The sequence below is a fragment of the Mycobacterium sp. URHB0021 genome, assembly GCF_054057895.1.
Window position 1 is genome coordinate 365,929 of sequence record NZ_JBSRZT010000001.1, and the last position, 15,474, is coordinate 381,402.

Here is a 15,474-nt window from a genome sequence, read left to right on the forward strand (position 1 = left end):
GCTGGGCACCAGGCCGACGTAGGCGCCGATCGAAGAGCCGGTGAACCGCGACCAGTCACCGATCTCCACGGTCAAGGCCAGCCCGGTCAGCGCCGAGATACCGCGTAGGCAACCCAGCCGATTGACCCGGTCGGCGAAGCGTGCCGAGGCCGCCACCTCGAGGATCTGTTCGTCGAGTCGAGCCCGTGCGGCCGTCGCGGCCAGCACCGCGTCGAAACTATGGTCGAAAGCGGCTTTCAGGTGGTGGTCGGCGAAGCGTTGCTTGCAAAGCCATGCCTCGTGGACGCACGTCCATGGTGTCCCACCGGAGTACACGATGCCCTGGCGCAGAAGCAATTTCGACAGTCGATGCCCGACCCTCATCAGATCAGCGCGGGCATCGTCGCGGGCCCGCACCAGATCACGCACCGCCTCGATCTCCGGCGCCGGGACCGTCACGGGGGTGATCTCACCGAGCCGTAGCAGCCGGGCCAGGTGCGCGGCGTCCCGGGCATCGGTTCTTGATGCGATCCCCGGCCGGGCGTTGCAGCTTCGACGGGGCGCGACCAGGCATTCCATCCCGGCGCTGTGGTTGATCGCTCGGGCGAGTCCAAAGCCGGTGGGACCCGCCTCATAGGTCACCCGCACCGGGCCACGCAGCTGATGCAACCATCCCAGTACCTCTCCGTGGTCCGGGCATAATCGTGCCCGAGCGATCTTGCCGGTTTCCTCATCGATCGCGTGCGCAACCTCTGAAGCGCGTGCACATCCAGCCCAACACTCGTACCCTGAACAATCACCGGAGGCCTCCTAATCTGCAAATGTGGCTCTGCCAGCGTGAGTGTTCACCCACACCGGTAATCCACGAATCGTTTTGCAGCCCGAGGCCTTCGGCCTCAGCCAGCCCCATACCACCTTGTGTAATGGGCGGTAGGTGATCAGGGTCTGCAGCCATGATCGCCGACCACCGATCCGAGATCGCTCGCCCCATACCTGTCGCCCATGACCATGTGGGTTGACTCCTAGACGGCTTGCGCCTCGGATCGGTGCGCCCCCGCGAGGAGTGGCTGAAGAGAGGCCTGCAAAGCCGAAAGTTGGTGTGCCTTCCTCGCTTTCCATTCCGCAATCGAGGCGAGGAGACATACGTGTCGGCGATATCGATAACCCCTGAGCGCATGGTGATCGCGATTGATCCGCACAAGGCGTCCTGGACCGCCGCGGTGGTCGACGCATCGCAGCAGCCCGTGGCTACTATTTGAGTCCCAGTCAGCCGCGACGGCTACCGTGCACTGCGACGCTTCGCTAACCAGTGGCCCGACCCGACCTGGGCGATCGAAGGCGCATCGGGCCTGGGTGCGCCGCTGACAGCACGGCTACGCACCGACGGGGTCGACGTCATCGACGTTCCCGCCAAGCTAGCCGCCCGGGTACGGATGCTGTCAACCGGCCACGGCCGCAAGGCCGTGAGCGTGGCGATCGCTGCGCGAAGCGCGCGTACGTTGAATTCCGCTGCGGTCGACGGGGCCGTGACTGCCCTACGCGCAATTGTCGAGCACCGCCACGACCTGGTCAAAACCCGCACCCAAACCGTCAACCGGCTCCACGTCGTGCTCACCAACCTCATCCCGGCTGGCGCGCAGCGTGAGCTCACGGCCAACAAGGCCGCCGACGTTCTCCGCGGAACTCGTCCACGCGATGCGGCCGGCAAAACCCTGCGCGGGCTCGCCGCGGACTTGGACACCGAGATACGCCACCTGGACCGGAGCATCGCCAAAGCTGCCACCGAAATCGAGACCGCCGTGGCCGCGTCGGGCACCACCCTCACCGAGCTGTGCGGCGACGGTGCGAAATTTCTGCACGGATGTGGCGAACCTCAAATTGGTTCATCCCACTGATTCTGTCGGCGCGCAAGGCCGGTCCCGATCATTGGCGGATACAGGAGCGAAACCCGCTGGGACCGTCGTCCTTTCGCGTCTGGTACTCGATGCATGTGCATGTCGAAGCTAACGGTGACATGGTCGGTGAGGTCCGGCTCCTTGGCGTGCGACTACACAGCGTCATGAGTTTCGAGTCCGTTGACGACGGCACCCAGGTCGTAGAGCGGGTACGGATCGTCGCGCCGCGGCCATTGATTGGGAATATGCATCGCGAATCGCTCAAAGCGCACGAGGAGATGCTCGCGGCTATACGGCGCCACTTCGAGCAGCGCTAGGCGGGCGTGGCCGCCGTAACGAACTGGTGCCCTAAGGGAGCGAACAAGTCGGATTCCGCTCGAGTCCTCGCCACCCGCAGGACCATCCCCCACCGCACGCACCCCGAAGACCACCACCGCTACCACCGGCGGCAGCGAGTCACCGTCGGCTGTGGCCAGCCGGTATCAAAAGTTGCGCTCACACCTGGCCAAGCTCAAACTGCACGCCGCCGCCGAAGCCCTGCCAGTGGTCCTGGACCAGGCCACCGCAGAAGGACTGTCGCTGAGCCTCCGGCATTTCCAGGGCGTTTCAGTCGCCATACTCGCCGGTGCTGTCGTAACGCCACCGATGCGGATCGCGCTGATTGCCTCCGACCGCTTCCCGATCCGCTTCGTCATGCACTTCTCTCGTTGGCGGCACCCACGCCCAAGCCGCCCTGGCACATGAGCGCGCAGCGGCCTTACTAGTCGGCGATGCTTCTGCACACGAACGAGACGCAGGCATACACCGCGCTGAACGGCATGCAGACCTTCTCGCTGCTGCCCCTCTAGCAACCTGCGCAACATCGGAACAAATCGGTGCCCCGCGATGTCCGCCGAGGATCGCAATCGGGTTCCGGCGGAAAGTTCCGGCTGGCGCACTCCTCCAGTTTGTTGGTGTGCCGCATCGCCTTTCAGCCCTGTTCGGCTGGTGTACTGGTAGTGAAGTTTGCGACCAGCTCGCGCGCCACCTGGAGGGCTTCATCGGCGCAACGTGTAGTCAGCTCCTGCCAATCTTGCGCATCAACGTTAGCCGGCCATTTGTCGACCTCTTCACACCACCGCTGCTGGAGTGGGTCGAATCGCCGCCGGACAACGGGCTGCCGCTCGAGGTAGGCGCTGCCCAGATCGTCTCCTGCGACGGTTTCCAACAGCCGCTGAAACATCCACCAATAGGAGTCCGTCGAAAACGTGTCGGCCGCCGCACCTTCGGGGTTCGGTCCGGCGCCATGTTGCGTGCCTGCCTTGGCCAGAACTGCCGGCAGATCGGGCGCCATCACCGAGACCGGGAGATAGACGCTGGTGCACGGAGTGGCCGCGGCCCACCACATGAAGGGCTCTGCAGCCTCGGGAAGGACGGCGACCATCGAGGCCGCGGTGTTGCCCCAGGTGAACCCGGCGGGGTGGTCATGCATGCACAGCGTGAGGAAATCGGGCCGCGCCGGGTTGAACAAGGGACCGGCCAGGAAAGTGTCCTCGTAGTGGTCGCTGAGCACCCGGCGCGCGTCACCAAACCGCACCCGGCCGTGCGCCTTGAGTGTGTCGTCAAGCAGCTGACGCGACCGCTGCAGCCGAATGTGGGAAACCTGCAGCGGCACTTTGGGATCCAAGAATGTCGCAGCGAAATCGAGCTTGTCGGGTCCGACCGTCCAACCGTGGGCATCGGCGTGGCGGCGCAGATCGCCGGCGCACTCGTCCCAGTCGCCGCGGATCGTCGCCTCGTTGGACAGCGACCACGACGGCTCCACGACTTGACGTGCCGCCCAGCGCGATCCACTCGTCTCGAAAACCCACACCTGGCGAGGGTCGGCGATCAGATAGGCGTTGTCGTAGGCGGCTCCGGCGCGGCTGGCGCCGCGGGTACCTTCCCCCCACTGACCGTACTGCTCGACGAGATCGGCCATCACCGCAACGGCGTCGTGTGAGGTCGGGGCGCGTTCCAGGGCGAGCCTGACCAATTCCATGCCCAGGATGCCCGGCCGCGGCTCGTCACCGGCCTCGGCCCGCATGACGTTGGTGGCGAGGTCGCGGGTGAAGAGCGCTTCGTTGCCGATCGCCACACCCGCGGCGTTGAGGCCCATCTCGTGTCCCCAACACCAATACGGAGACGAGCCCAAATGCGCAAGGGTCTCCACGGTGTCGTCGATGTCGACGTAGGCGAGATGCTGGGTCGTGCCGGCTGGGCGGGCGGGCACCCGACGTAACGGCTGGCATTCTCGTGCCGGCCTGTCGCTGTTCTTGCCAAGTATGGTCCGCGCGTCGGTGGTCGGGCGCACGGCGAAGGTGTCACAACTCCACGGCCACACAGCGTCTGGCTTCACCGGACACCCTCCTCGGCGGTGGCCGGGCGCGAGTAGTACCGCCCGCCGGTGAATTTGGTGATCATCACATGCAGAATCGGTCCCAAAATCATCGCCACGAACGAGGCCAGGTAGATTGGATAGACCTCCAAGATGCCCAGCGCGCCGACAGCGACCGCGATGCCCAGCGACAGCAGGCCGCAGGGATTCCACCGTCTGACGTCGGACTCGTGGAATTCGATGTCCTCCGTGCGGCCCAGCTTCATCATGCGCCGGCAGATGAAGTAGTCCGCAAGGATGATCAGCACCCAGGTGTTGGTCAGCACCCCGGTAATGGCCAGGAACGTTCCGAGGTGGTTGATCACGTTGGTGGCGTAGAAGACGACGCCGAAGAACCAGACCAGGAACATCCACCACGGCCGTCCGGGTTTGAAATGCGCCGCTACCTCGAAGCCACTGGCGAGCGCGATGGAGCCCGAGTAGAGGTTCATGACGTTGATCCGGATCTGGGTGATAAGCACGAAGAACACCCCGGCCAGGCCCATGATGTGGACAAACATGAACCCGGGATCTTGAGCGTTGGACTGCGCATCGGGCCCGGTCAGTTCGTGGTAAAGCGTCGCGCCGATGAAGCAGCCGAGAAAGATCACCGTGAACATCGGAATCAGTTCGAGCAGCATGATCGTGGCCGTGCCGCGGTAACGGATCTGGCGGTCGGCGAATCTGCCGTAATCCGTCGCCATCAATCCCTGAAAAATCATCTGCCCGTTGGCCAAGCTCAAGGCGCTGAGCATGGCGGCCATCGTGACCGGGCCTGTCGCGTCCCACCCCAGCACTCCGACCGGGTCGTGGTTGGCCGCCAGTTCGATCAGCGCCCACGCGAGCAGAACGAGGAAGATCGGGAAGCCCCACGACTGCAGGAACGACATGGCGTGCATGCCTCGCCAGACAAAGACAATGGTGAACAAGCCGACCAAGGCGAAGATCACGATGCCGCGAACGGAGTTGATCGGGATGTCGAAGTAGATCGCGATGGCGTGCGAGACGATCGTTCCCTCGAACAGGAAGTAGTAGATGTAGTTCACCGCGTAAATGAACGACGTAACGGCGGCGCCTCGGCTGCCGAACCCGAGGCCGCGGCTAAGCAGGTTCTGAGACAGCCCTTCGCCGGACGCGACGCGCATAGTCAGCATGCCGACCAGCACGGCGCCGATGAAGAAGTAGCCAATGGGAATCAGCAGCCACGGCCAGCCGACCAGGAAGGTCTGTTGCGCGCCGAATGAGAAGAAGAACATGGCCGTGGCGTTGCCGAGCAGGACCATGCTGATCGCCGGAATCGGCCAGCGGAGGTTACCAGGGACACGTTCGGTGGCGAAGCTTTCGATCTGGTCATCCAGCGACGTCGTCGGTCCACGGAACCATCTCGTCAATACCCCAGCTGCCATGGCCGCCGCCTCCTACCCAACGGTTCTACCGAACAGCGGATCGTCAAACAAGGCTCAACGGCCCATCGCACCGGTCGGATCAGGCCGCACGGGAAGGCTTGCGCGGCATCGAGATTTAGGCCTATTAACTCAGGGGATGCCATGGGCTCGATCGTCTATCGAGCTTTATGGCTTTTTATGGATAGATTGCCATAACGCTCTAGAGTTCTAGATATGGATCGAGAGCTCAACCCCTTCAAGCCGGGTTCTGGGCTGCGACCACCCGCACTTGAAGGTCGTGACCAGCAGATTGACGACTTCGACTTAGTGGTCGCACGCAGCAAGCGCCGCACGTATGACCGCGGCATGATCTTGACTGGCCTGCGGGGCGTGGGAAAAACCACTCTGCTCAATGTGCTCGCCGATCACGCCGATCGGCAGGGCTGGCTCACCATCACCATCGAGGCACGCGCGAATGAAGCCGGCACAACGACCGTGCGCGCACGATTAGCACAGGAACTCACCATCGGTTTACGCCGATACAGCCGGATACACCGACTCCACCAACTGATCGACCCGCTCATCGAACTGGCCCGGGGCTTTTCGGTCGGCGTGGGACTGGGACCGGCGAACCTCACCTTCCAATCACGCGCCCAAACCGCGGCGAGCGGAGACATCAGCCTCGACGTCGAGGAACTCGTGGAACCAATCGCCTCCGCGCTCAAGCCCAGGGCAAGCACCTTCGGGCTATTCATCGACGAAATGCAAGACTTGGACCCAGACTTACTCTCCGCGCTACTAGTGTGCTGCGCCTGAAATCCGTGCTATATATTTGGCGAGGGAGTCGAGGATCTCTTCGGCGGTTTTGGTCCAGCGGAACGGTTTTGGGTCATCGTTCCATGCGGTGATCCAGTCGCGGACGTCGTTTTCCAGTGCAGCAACGCTTTTGTGGACGCCGCGGCGCAGGAGTTGGTCGGTGACCAGTCCGAACCAGCGTTCCACCTGGTTGATCCAGGACGAACCGGTCGGGGTGAAGTGCATGTGAAAGCGGGGGTGTTTGTCGAACCATTCGTTGATCGCCTTGGTCTTGTGGGTGGCGAGGTTATCGCAGATCAGGTGCACGTCCAGGTCGGCGGGAACCGCCTTATCGATGGCGATCAGGAACCTTCTGAACTCCACGGCCCGGTGCTGGGGGTGCAGTTCGGTGATCACCGTGCCGTCGGCGATGTTGAACGCCGCGAACAGGCTGGTGATGCCGTGGCGAGCGTAATCGTGGGTGCGGCGCTCGGGCATGCCGGGCATCATCGGCAGCACCGGCTGGGACCGATCCAGCGCCTGCATCTGGCTCTTCTCGTCCACACACAGCACCACCGCTTTCTCCGGTGGATTGTGGTAGAGGCCAACGACATCGACGACTTTGGCGACAAACTGTGGGTCGGTCGAGAGCTTGAACCCGTCGACCAGATGCGGTTTGAGGTCAAAGCGGCGCCAGATCCTCCCGACCGTCGAGGGTGACAGGCCGGCACGCTTGGCCATTGAGGTCCGCGACCAGTGCGTCGCATTGGCCGGCGCCTCCTCCAGCGTGGCCACTACCACCTTTTCCACCTTGTCCAGCAGGATCGACGGCGGCCGACCCGGCCTCGGCTCGTCGACCAAGCCGTCCAATCGTTGGTCGACAAACCGGCGCCGCCACTTGGCGACCGTGTGCTCCATCACCCGCAAGTCGGCCGCGACCTGCTTGTTGGTCGCCCCGGATGCCGAGCAGGCCAAGATGATCCGGGCACGCAACGCCAACGCCTGCGCCGACTTCGCCCGCCGCGACCACCGCGTCAACTGCTCACGTTCGCCGGGGGATAACACCAGGTCGGCCTTGGGCCGGCCGGGGCGCTGCCGGTCGATGAGACCGGCCAGGCGGTCCTCGGCAAACCGTCGCCGCCAGACCTGCACCGTCATCCGCGACACACCGACATCGACCGCGACTTTCTCGTCTGACACGCCAGGGTCCGCGCACCCCAACACAATCCGCGCCCGCACAGCCAACCGCGACGAACCACGCGACCACGCCAACAACTGGTCATGCTCTTCATCACTCAACACCAACCCGACACCCCGACCGACCGAATGAGACATGCTGATAGTGTAGCTATCTACAGCATGAACTTACGGCGCGACACACCGGTCGAGCTCGGCCCCGAAGAAAATCGCCGCTGCTTTCAAGATCTCATTGGCCCGACGCAAGCTCAGCGATCTCCTTGCGCAGCGCCTTGTTCTCATCGGCCATCTGCGAGGTCACACCCGGACGCTGTCCGGTATCGACCTCCGAGCGGCGGATCCACGTCCGCAACGTCTCCGGTGTACCGATGCCCAACACGCCCGCCACCGCGGTGATCGCCGCCCACTGCGACGGGTACTGCGGACGCACCTCAGCGACCATGCGTACCGCACGCTCACGAAGCTCGTCGGGGTACTTGCTGACACGTCCCATAACCCAGATCCTCCCAAGATCGGAAGTCTCCGGAAACGCCGGGAGGAGTCAGCACGTCCAGCTCAGCGGGAATTTGTGCGTCCAGTTTGGCCAAGAACTTCTTGAACTCGACGGCGCGGTGGCGGCGATGGATCGAACCGTAGATTTGCCCGGAGGCCACGTCCAACGCGGCGAATAATGTGGTGATGCAATGACGTATGTAGTCATGAGTCCGACGCTGCGGCAGTCCGGGCATCATCGGCAGCACCGGCGCCGAGCGATCCAAGGCCTGGATCTGGGATTTCTCGTCCACGCACAGCACCAGGGCTTTTCCGGCGGATCCAATTACAACCCCACGACGTCGCGGACCTTGTCGATGAACTGAGGATCGTTGCTGAGTTTGAACGTATCGACCAGATCGGGTTTGAGCCCGAATGCCTTCCAGATCCGTTCCACGGTCGATCTCGACAACCCGGACTCCTTGGCCATCGACGCCCGCGACCAGTGCGTGGCATCGGCGGGCTGGCGTTCCAGGGTGTCCACCACGACCTGCTCGATCCGCACGTCATCGATCGTGCGTGGAGCACCTGGACGCGGCTCGTCGGTTAGCCCGTCGAGTCGACTCTCCACAAACCGTTGTCGCCACTTACACACCGTCTGCGGCCACACCCCCACTTCAGCGGCACCTCCTTGTTGGATTTCCCTGCCGCACAACCCAACACGATGCGACAGCGCTGCGCCAACGCCTGCGAGGACTTCGCCCGCCGCGCCCTTCGCTGCAACGTCTCGCGCTCCTCATCAGTCAATACCACTGCAGTCACTGGACGGCCACGTTTCGCCACCCACCAAGTCTACAATTAATCAATTAACTTCCGGCGCAGGACACTAGCTGCCCAACACCGGGCCAGCCAACGCGAATGGCCCTTCTTCGTCATCGGCGCCGGACTGCCAAATCTGCCCGCTGTGCTAGCCGAATCACGCTCCTATGCCGAGCGGCAGTTTTCCTACAGCACCATCGGCCCGCTCACCGACGCTGCCGCGGTCGATGCCCTCCAAGTGCCCGTGCAACGCTTCGGAGGCGACTTCACACCGAGGCGCTTGAAACCATTGTCGCCGCCAGTGGCAACCACCCATACTTCCTGCAGGAGTTCGGTCAGGCCATCTGGAACGTCCCGCGCAAACGCCCTTTGACGACGAGGACGCCCAGCTGGCCGTCGAAGTCGGCCTATCCCGTCTGGACGAAGGATTCTTTCCGTCGCGACGGCGCCGCGCCACCGACCGCGAACGCCGCTTCATGACCGCGATAGCCAGGACAGGAGCAGAACAACCACGCTCGAGCCAGGTGGCTCAACTCATGGGATCCACGGCCACCGCGGTAAGCGACGTTCGCGATTCGGCCCTCAAGAAAGGCCTCATCTGGGCACCCGAACACGGGCGAATAGCATTCACCGTGCCCCATATGGCCGACTTCATCCGCCGACAAACAACCGACGACGGGTGAACTGCAAGATCTCAGACGTGGGCACCATAGTGAGCCGTGACCGCGCGCCGTGCCGCCAAGCTCTCGATTCGATAACCGAAATTTTACGAGTCCGCCACTATCGGCCCGAATCACAGCCATGCCACTGGATTTCAACTGAACCGACGCGATCGTTCCCAAACCTATGGCCATGGCCCTCGACCGACCTACCGTTAGAGGATCGGCGCGTGCTGATTGCGCTCGCGGAAACAAACAACGGGCGGCGTTCCTAGACTCGCGTATCGCCAAGCGCTACAGCTTCTATGCCGCATATATATGACCTCAACCTAGCACGAGAAGCTCTGTCCCACATGCGATTAGCCTTTGTCCGGTCTCGATGTATCTGGCGGTCTTCGGACTAGTCGTAGCTTCTCAGCGGATGTGGCGGTTTCTGTTCATTTCTGCGACCGCGACTACGACTGCGACGGCTGCGGATCGTGATGCCGCGATGCTGAGACTGGCGGAAACAATGCTGTTGGCCGCTCCCCCGCCGTGGGACAAGCGCGGGTCTCGGCAAGTGCGCCTTCCTTTCATTCCGAACCTGCGGCCGGACATGACAGTCACGATTTTCTGGTGCTGTTAGGAGCGCATGTCGATGACGATACGTTCGAGGGTGCACCGGCACCCAGCGCTCATGGTTGGGCTGGTGTCGACGTAGTACCAGACGGCACCCATCGCTTGCTGGAAGGCCCACGCCCGTCCTCTCTGCCATTCCGCGTCGTCGCAGCCGAGGTGGTCCCTGAGTAGTTGGCGAGGCCGGGCATCCAATAGGTGCCAGGCGCTGACCAGATCGAGCGCTGGATCGGCAGCGCAGAGCCCTCCGACATCAAGGACGCCGATGACGCGCCCGCCGGCAACCAGCATGTTGGGGGGAATGAGGTCGGAGTGGTTCATGACGTCGGGGGCATCGCCGCGCGGGAGATCCCGCATCTCGGCCCCGACCGCTCGAAGAGTGGCGACGCCAAGCAACCCTTCGCAGTGGGTCAAGCATTCCTGCATCCAGTCGTCGTGGGAGAACAGATCGCCGCCGCGACCGTTCCCATCCTAGATTCGTTTGCGGGTGTCGATAGCGCGCACGGCGGCGACGAACTTGCTCAAATCGGTTGCAAAGGAATAGGATTCACTAAAGGCCTCAGCAGCCGCGGGCTCACCGGGGAGCCAGGTGTAGACCGCCCACGGCAAGAAATAGCCGACACCAGGCTCGCCGATGGCGATTGGTCGAGGGGTGGCGAACGGCGTCTGGCCCATCAACTCCTCGGCGGCTGCCGCCTCACGCTGTAGTCGCTCCCCTACCGCCGCATCGTCGTCAGGTTCCAGCGGGAAGCGTGCCACGAACCGTTCACCGATGCGGAAGATGGCATTCACAGTGCCCGGACTCGGTACCGCCTCGATGGGCAGCTGCTGCCACCGAGGGAACTGCTCGGCGATCAGGGCGCGCACAGCGAGCGGCGAAACCGACAACTGGCCGGGATGCATGTCCACAGCCGCAGCGTGGCACGCGCGGCTACCATCGAACAACTGATTTCAGGGGCCGCGATGGTGCGCAGTTTCCCAAGCCATGTCTCGCCTCTAGAGATTTTCAGGACCGATCACATCTCGGATGAACTGGACCTATCTGATCTAAGTCAACTCTGCGGCCTCAACGGTTTGGGCTGCGCGCCGCGGGCGTTGGAGTCCGACACGTTGACGACGCTGGCGTTGTGATCGCTTTCGCGGCCGGTCAGCGTCATGTATCCGTCGTGCCATTTCTTGCGGGCTGCGGGGTCCGTGACCCCTCGGGCGTCCAGGGCGGCGTCGATGGCCCGCGACATCGCGGCTGGACCCTTCGGGAAGGTGCCCCGTCCTGCGAAGCTGACTTCGCCGACGGGAATTTTGGCGGCCGACGAGGCGGGCGCCGCACCTCGAGTAGCTGGGCCGCCGCGGGCCGACGTTGACGATGAAAGACTGGGAATCTTGTCCGAGAGCCCACTGAGGGCGCTAAGCGGCGATAGCCCGGCAGGCCCGCCCATACCGCCGCCCATCGGCGTGCCCGCGCCGCCCATACCCGCACCACCCATGGGGGCACCGCCGCCGTAGCCGCCGCCGGCAGCGCGAATCATGTTCGCCATCGCGATGTTCGTTGTTTGGACTGGGTGAGTAGGGCTTTGGCGCGGTCGAGTTCGCTGCCGAGGTGGTGGACCAGAACCTGCTTGCCCGCTGGGGTGTCGGTGCTGGGCGCGATCGCATTGACCCCGTTGCGGGTATCGCTGACGACGCTGTTCATCCCTGACCGGCCATCACGGAAAATCGGTGGAGGCCGCCACCACTTGCGGACCGACACGGCCATCGGCACCAATCACGTTGTCCAGGGCGGCGATCCCGTTGCCACCAGAATGCTGGTAGCCCTCTGCCCCACTGCCCCACCACGTCGTCGGCACCGCATCGACGGCCACACTCAAATCGGTCTTCACACTCTGCAGCCCAGCCGTGGACGGCAACCCCGTCGCCGTGGCCGCCGGGCCATACATTTCCCGCGCACCACCCAGCGCCCTCGCCGTCGCATCAACCAGGCCCTGCAAGGACATAAGCGGCAGTATCACCCACCACCACCACCAACGACCACCACCAACGGCCGATTCGATCTGCCTTTCCGGGCAGGGCTTTGCTTGGTCGATGCGGGTTAGGCGGGGCCGCTCCAGTAATCAAAAGGGCATTCGGTGGTTGCCATCAGCGAGTGACGTAAGCCGTGGTTAAGTACCTGCGTACCGGCCGCCGAGGGAGTGATGCCGCGGACGAAGTGCTGACGGGGCTTACGCTCCATGGTGGTACGGATTGTCGCAGACACACGTGACGCGGTCTTGCGGCTGCAATCGCCGACTTCCAGCGGTACCGGGCCGAGGGTGCGGCGATATTTAGTTTGGCCACCCCCGTACGGCGCGTGCGAAACCGCGAACCCGAGAGCAGCCTGGGTCACGTCCGTGCACGCGCAGCCGCTAATGTCGAATACCTATCCATCTTTATGGCTATTTATGGAATCGGTGCCATACTCGACTAGAATCGCAGATATGGATAGGGAGCTCAACCCGTTCAAGCCCGGTTCGGGCCTGCGACCACCCGCGCTCGAAGGCCGCGCTCGCCAAGTTGAGGACTTCGACTTGCTTGTAGCACGTAGCAAGCGGCGCATGTATGACCGCGGCATGATATTGACCGGCTTGCGGGGCGTCGGGAAGACCACTCTGCTCAACGTGCTGGCCGATCGTGCCGACCGGCAAGGTTGGCTCACCATCACCATTGAGGCGCGGGCGAATGAGGCCGGCACAGCGACCGTGCGCGCACGGTTAGCGCAGGAACTCACCATCGGTCTGCGCCGATACAGTCGAGTCCACCGACTCCACCAGCTGATCGATCCACTCATCGAACTGGCTCGAGGCTTTTCGGTCGGCGTGGGACTGGGCCCGGCCAACATCACCTTCGAGTCACGCGCCGCGGCCGCAGCCAGTGGAGACATCAGTCTCGATGTCGAGGAGCTTGTCGAGGCAATCGCTACTGCGCTCAAGCCACGGGCAAGCACGTTCGGCTTATTCATAGACGAAATGCAGGATTTGGATGGAGATTTGCTCTCAGCGCTACTCGCGGCTCAGCATCGGTCTAGTCAACGCGAATGGCCTTTTTTCCTCATCGGCGCCGGGCTGCCAAATCTCCCGGCCGTCTTAGCCGAATCTCGCTCCTATGCGGAGCGCCAGTTCACCTACAGCACCATCGGGCCGCTCTCTGACGAAGCGGCCGCGGATGCCCTGCAGGTGCCGGTGCAGCGCTTCGGAGGAGACTTCACACCCGAGGCGCTCGAGACGATCGTCGCCGCTAGTGGTGGCTACCCGTATTTCCTCCAAGAGTTCGGTCAGGCCATCTGGAACGTCGCCGCACAGACGCCTTTTGACACCGAAGACGCTCAGCTGGCGGTGGAGGTAGGACTGGCCCGTCTCGACGAAGGGTTCTTTCCGTCGCGATGGCGCCGCGCGACTGACCGCGAGCGCCGTTATATGACAGCGATGGCCAGGACGGCCGAAGAACAGCCGCGCACTGGCCACGTGGCTCAACTTATGGGATCAGCGGCGACCGCGGTGAGCGACGTCCGTGATTCGGCGCTCAAGAAGGGCCTCATCTGGGCTCCTGAACACGGGCGAATCGCCTTTACCGTGCCACACATGGCCGACTTTATTCGCCGTCAAGCACACGAGGATGCGTGAGCCGCGCGACGCGACACCGCCATCAATCGTCAACGGCGGCTGGCCGGCCGGTCAGTTGCAGCGATCGCAACCTTCGAATCGGCTACACACGTAGTCATCGAGTTCAGTAACTCCTGGGTCGCAGCGCACTGCCACTGAATGCCCTACAACCGACAGCGACATCGGCGGCCGCCACTATAGGCACTTGTTGCTGCGCATCCTCGGCTACGACGGATCCGAGGCCGACAGCAGGCAGGCCGCGGTGTTCCCACCGAGAACCCTCTCGCCTCTCGCCTGCCTGACGCCGTTCGGCGATCTCCCCACCACACCGGACTCGGTCACCAGAGGCGCAGCGAGCTGGCCCGGCGATTTGGCCTACCCGGACGTCGTGACGATCCAGAAGGTGGAAGCTGATGAAGGCGCGCAGGACGACACCACACGGGTGAGCCGACACACGCATGCGCCAGTGCGTCCGTCGACGAGAGCGTCAACAAGGGTGAGCAGCGGCAACCGATTCCGTGGCGGCGGCTCGGATTGATCGGCCTGCACCGCCGGCCCCCATCAAGCAAGTCAGTTTGCTTCGCGGGGTGTTGCGAAGCAGGGCGGCGCCAGGGGCGGCACGCCCGGATAGGTCGGATCAGGATGCGGCACGGACCGTACGTAACGTGCTCTCGCGCAGCAGCTGCTGCACGCTGATGCCGCGGCGGTCGGCCTCGAGCTTGAGGGCGTCGAGATCAGCCGGGGTGAACCGAACGAACACACCCTCGGTCAGCTGGCGGGTCTCGCTTTTCGTCCTGGCCATGGTCACTCCTCTCGGCGGCCGACTGAGTCAGGATGCGGCGCGCACAGTGCGCAGTGTCGTCTCGCGCAGCAGCTGCGCGACGCTGATGTTGCGGCGATCGGCCTCGACCTTGACAGCATCCAGGTCGGTCGGGGTGAACCGAACGAACACACCCTCGGTGAGTTGGCGGGTCTCGCTCAATGCACACTCCTCTAGCACCGTCGTTAGCAGCGCCCCGAGGCGCGTGCCTCAAGTTTACGACATCAATGCCGTTATTTAGCGACATGAGTGCATCTCGGCATGCCGGATGTCGTTAGAATGCTCCTGCTTAAGAGCATAATGCTGTTACTCGCGAAAGGTCGCCCTACCAGGCCTAGAACCAGGAATGACGCAACCGAAACAACCCCCGCCCGGCGTGGAGACGACACCACAGGGATCCGTGGTGCCGTTGAAGGAGGCTGCCGCCCGGCTGGGCAAGGACCCTCGCACGGTGATCCGCGCAATCACAGCCGGCGAGATTCGCGGTGGCGCCTTGCCCCGACCCGAGCGTCTGCGTTGGTACGTCTATGCCGAGGAGCTGCCGCCCGCGGCCGGCTCATCCTCAATCGCTCCCCCGCCAGCGGATGCGGTGATGCATGATCTGCGGGCCCAGATTGTTTCGTTGACCGAAGCCAACCGCCTGCTGATCGCCGCCCAGCAGGACCTACTGGATGCCGACCAGTCCAGCCACGAGGCATCCGAGAAGTACCGCGCCGTAGCCCGGCGTTACCTCGATGCCCTGGGTCAGTTCATGACGCCGGGGCACCTGGGCGACCTCGCCGATCTCTGAGAGCCCGGTAAAGGCTTGTTTT

The 15,474-nt window shown here is 63.5% G+C and carries 15 protein-coding genes and 4 pseudogenes; 6 read left to right on the forward strand and 13 right to left on the reverse strand.

The features are described from left to right. Positions 1-12: 12 nt before the first annotated feature. A pseudogene (locus ACVWWN_RS01795) lies at positions 13-717 on the reverse strand (IS110 family transposase); the annotation flags it as partial. A gap of 551 nt (positions 718-1,268) precedes the next feature. On the opposite strand from ACVWWN_RS01795, the gene ACVWWN_RS01800 reads away from it, so the two are divergent. Both ACVWWN_RS01800 and ACVWWN_RS01805 read left to right on the forward strand, forming a co-directional pair. After that, a complete protein-coding gene (locus tag ACVWWN_RS01800) occupies positions 1,269-1,874 on the forward strand; it encodes an IS110 family transposase (RefSeq protein WP_457142403.1) in 606 nt (201 codons plus the stop codon). Positions 1,875-2,243: 369 nt separating this feature from the next. After that, positions 2,244-2,462, forward strand: a pseudogene (locus ACVWWN_RS01805) (hypothetical protein); the annotation flags it as partial. 382 nt (positions 2,463-2,844) lie between these two features. Here ACVWWN_RS01805 and ACVWWN_RS01810 read toward each other — a convergent pair. Both ACVWWN_RS01810 and ACVWWN_RS01815 read right to left on the reverse strand, forming a co-directional pair. Further along, positions 2,845-4,251: a hypothetical protein gene (locus tag ACVWWN_RS01810; RefSeq protein ID WP_457142325.1), complete on the reverse strand. Its 1,407-nt coding sequence runs from the start codon at positions 4,249-4,251 to the stop codon at positions 2,845-2,847. Next, positions 4,248-5,675, reverse strand: coding sequence for a purine-cytosine permease family protein (locus ACVWWN_RS01815; RefSeq protein WP_457142298.1), 1,428 nt, complete (start codon positions 5,673-5,675; stop codon positions 4,248-4,250). Before ACVWWN_RS01815 ends, ACVWWN_RS01810 begins: the two co-directional genes overlap by 4 nt. A gap of 213 nt (positions 5,676-5,888) precedes the next feature. Between ACVWWN_RS01815 and ACVWWN_RS01820 the strand changes: the two genes are divergently transcribed. Next, on the forward strand, positions 5,889-6,470 hold the full coding sequence (locus tag ACVWWN_RS01820) for an ATP-binding protein (protein WP_457142326.1): 582 nt from the start codon (positions 5,889-5,891) through the stop codon (positions 6,468-6,470). Here ACVWWN_RS01820 and ACVWWN_RS01825 read toward each other — a convergent pair. The 8 genes and pseudogenes from ACVWWN_RS01825 to ACVWWN_RS01860 form a co-directional block, all read right to left on the reverse strand. Further along, complete coding sequence (locus ACVWWN_RS01825; RefSeq protein WP_457142327.1) at positions 6,453-7,784, reverse strand: IS630 family transposase; 1,332 nt, start codon at positions 7,782-7,784, stop codon at positions 6,453-6,455. The genes ACVWWN_RS01820 and ACVWWN_RS01825 overlap by 18 nt on opposite strands. 31 nt (positions 7,785-7,815) lie before the next feature. Further along, positions 7,816-8,139: pseudogene (locus tag ACVWWN_RS01830) on the reverse strand (transposase); the annotation flags it as partial. Next, entirely contained in the window at positions 8,102-8,431 is a 330-nt protein-coding gene (locus ACVWWN_RS01835; RefSeq protein WP_457142328.1) for a hypothetical protein, read from the reverse strand. The gene ACVWWN_RS01835 and the pseudogene ACVWWN_RS01830, both read right to left, overlap by 38 nt. Positions 8,432-8,463: 32 nt before the next feature. Further along, positions 8,464-8,793: a helix-turn-helix domain-containing protein gene (locus ACVWWN_RS01840; protein WP_457142329.1), complete on the reverse strand. Its 330-nt coding sequence runs from the start codon at positions 8,791-8,793 to the stop codon at positions 8,464-8,466. 1,423 nt (positions 8,794-10,216) lie between these two features. Beyond that, a pseudogene (locus ACVWWN_RS01845) lies at positions 10,217-11,113 on the reverse strand (aminoglycoside phosphotransferase family protein). 149 nt (positions 11,114-11,262) lie between these two features. Beyond that, a complete protein-coding gene (locus ACVWWN_RS01850; protein WP_457142330.1) occupies positions 11,263-11,745 on the reverse strand; it encodes a hypothetical protein in 483 nt (160 codons plus the stop codon). After that, positions 11,733-11,900: a hypothetical protein gene (locus tag ACVWWN_RS01855; protein ID WP_457142331.1), complete on the reverse strand. Its 168-nt coding sequence runs from the start codon at positions 11,898-11,900 to the stop codon at positions 11,733-11,735. Before ACVWWN_RS01855 ends, ACVWWN_RS01850 begins: the two co-directional genes overlap by 13 nt. A gap of 13 nt (positions 11,901-11,913) precedes the next feature. After that, the gene (locus tag ACVWWN_RS01860; protein ID WP_457142332.1) at positions 11,914-12,201 is read right to left on the reverse strand and encodes a hypothetical protein; all 288 of its coding nucleotides are present in this window, start codon (positions 12,199-12,201) and stop codon (positions 11,914-11,916) included. A gap of 480 nt (positions 12,202-12,681) precedes the next feature. Here ACVWWN_RS01860 and ACVWWN_RS01865 point away from each other — a divergent pair, with 480 nt between their 5' ends. Then, positions 12,682-13,863 (forward strand): ATP-binding protein, encoded by a 1,182-nt coding sequence (locus ACVWWN_RS01865; RefSeq protein WP_457142333.1) that lies wholly within the window; start codon positions 12,682-12,684, stop codon positions 13,861-13,863. Between the two features lie 184 nt (positions 13,864-14,047). Next, positions 14,048-14,380 (forward strand): hypothetical protein, encoded by a 333-nt coding sequence (locus tag ACVWWN_RS01870; RefSeq protein WP_457142334.1) that lies wholly within the window; start codon positions 14,048-14,050, stop codon positions 14,378-14,380. A 99-nt stretch (positions 14,381-14,479) separates the two neighbouring features. On the opposite strand, the gene ACVWWN_RS01875 is transcribed toward ACVWWN_RS01870, so the two are convergent. Further along, complete coding sequence (locus tag ACVWWN_RS01875) at positions 14,480-14,644, reverse strand: hypothetical protein (protein WP_457142335.1); 165 nt, start codon at positions 14,642-14,644, stop codon at positions 14,480-14,482. Positions 14,645-14,671: 27 nt separating this feature from the next. Continuing rightward, positions 14,672-14,824 (reverse strand): hypothetical protein, encoded by a 153-nt coding sequence (locus tag ACVWWN_RS01880; protein WP_457142336.1) that lies wholly within the window; start codon positions 14,822-14,824, stop codon positions 14,672-14,674. Positions 14,825-15,008: 184 nt separating this feature from the next. Between ACVWWN_RS01880 and ACVWWN_RS01885 the strand changes: the two genes are divergently transcribed. After that, entirely contained in the window at positions 15,009-15,452 is a 444-nt protein-coding gene (locus ACVWWN_RS01885) for a hypothetical protein (protein WP_457142337.1), read from the forward strand. The last annotated feature ends 22 nt before the right edge of the window (positions 15,453-15,474 follow it).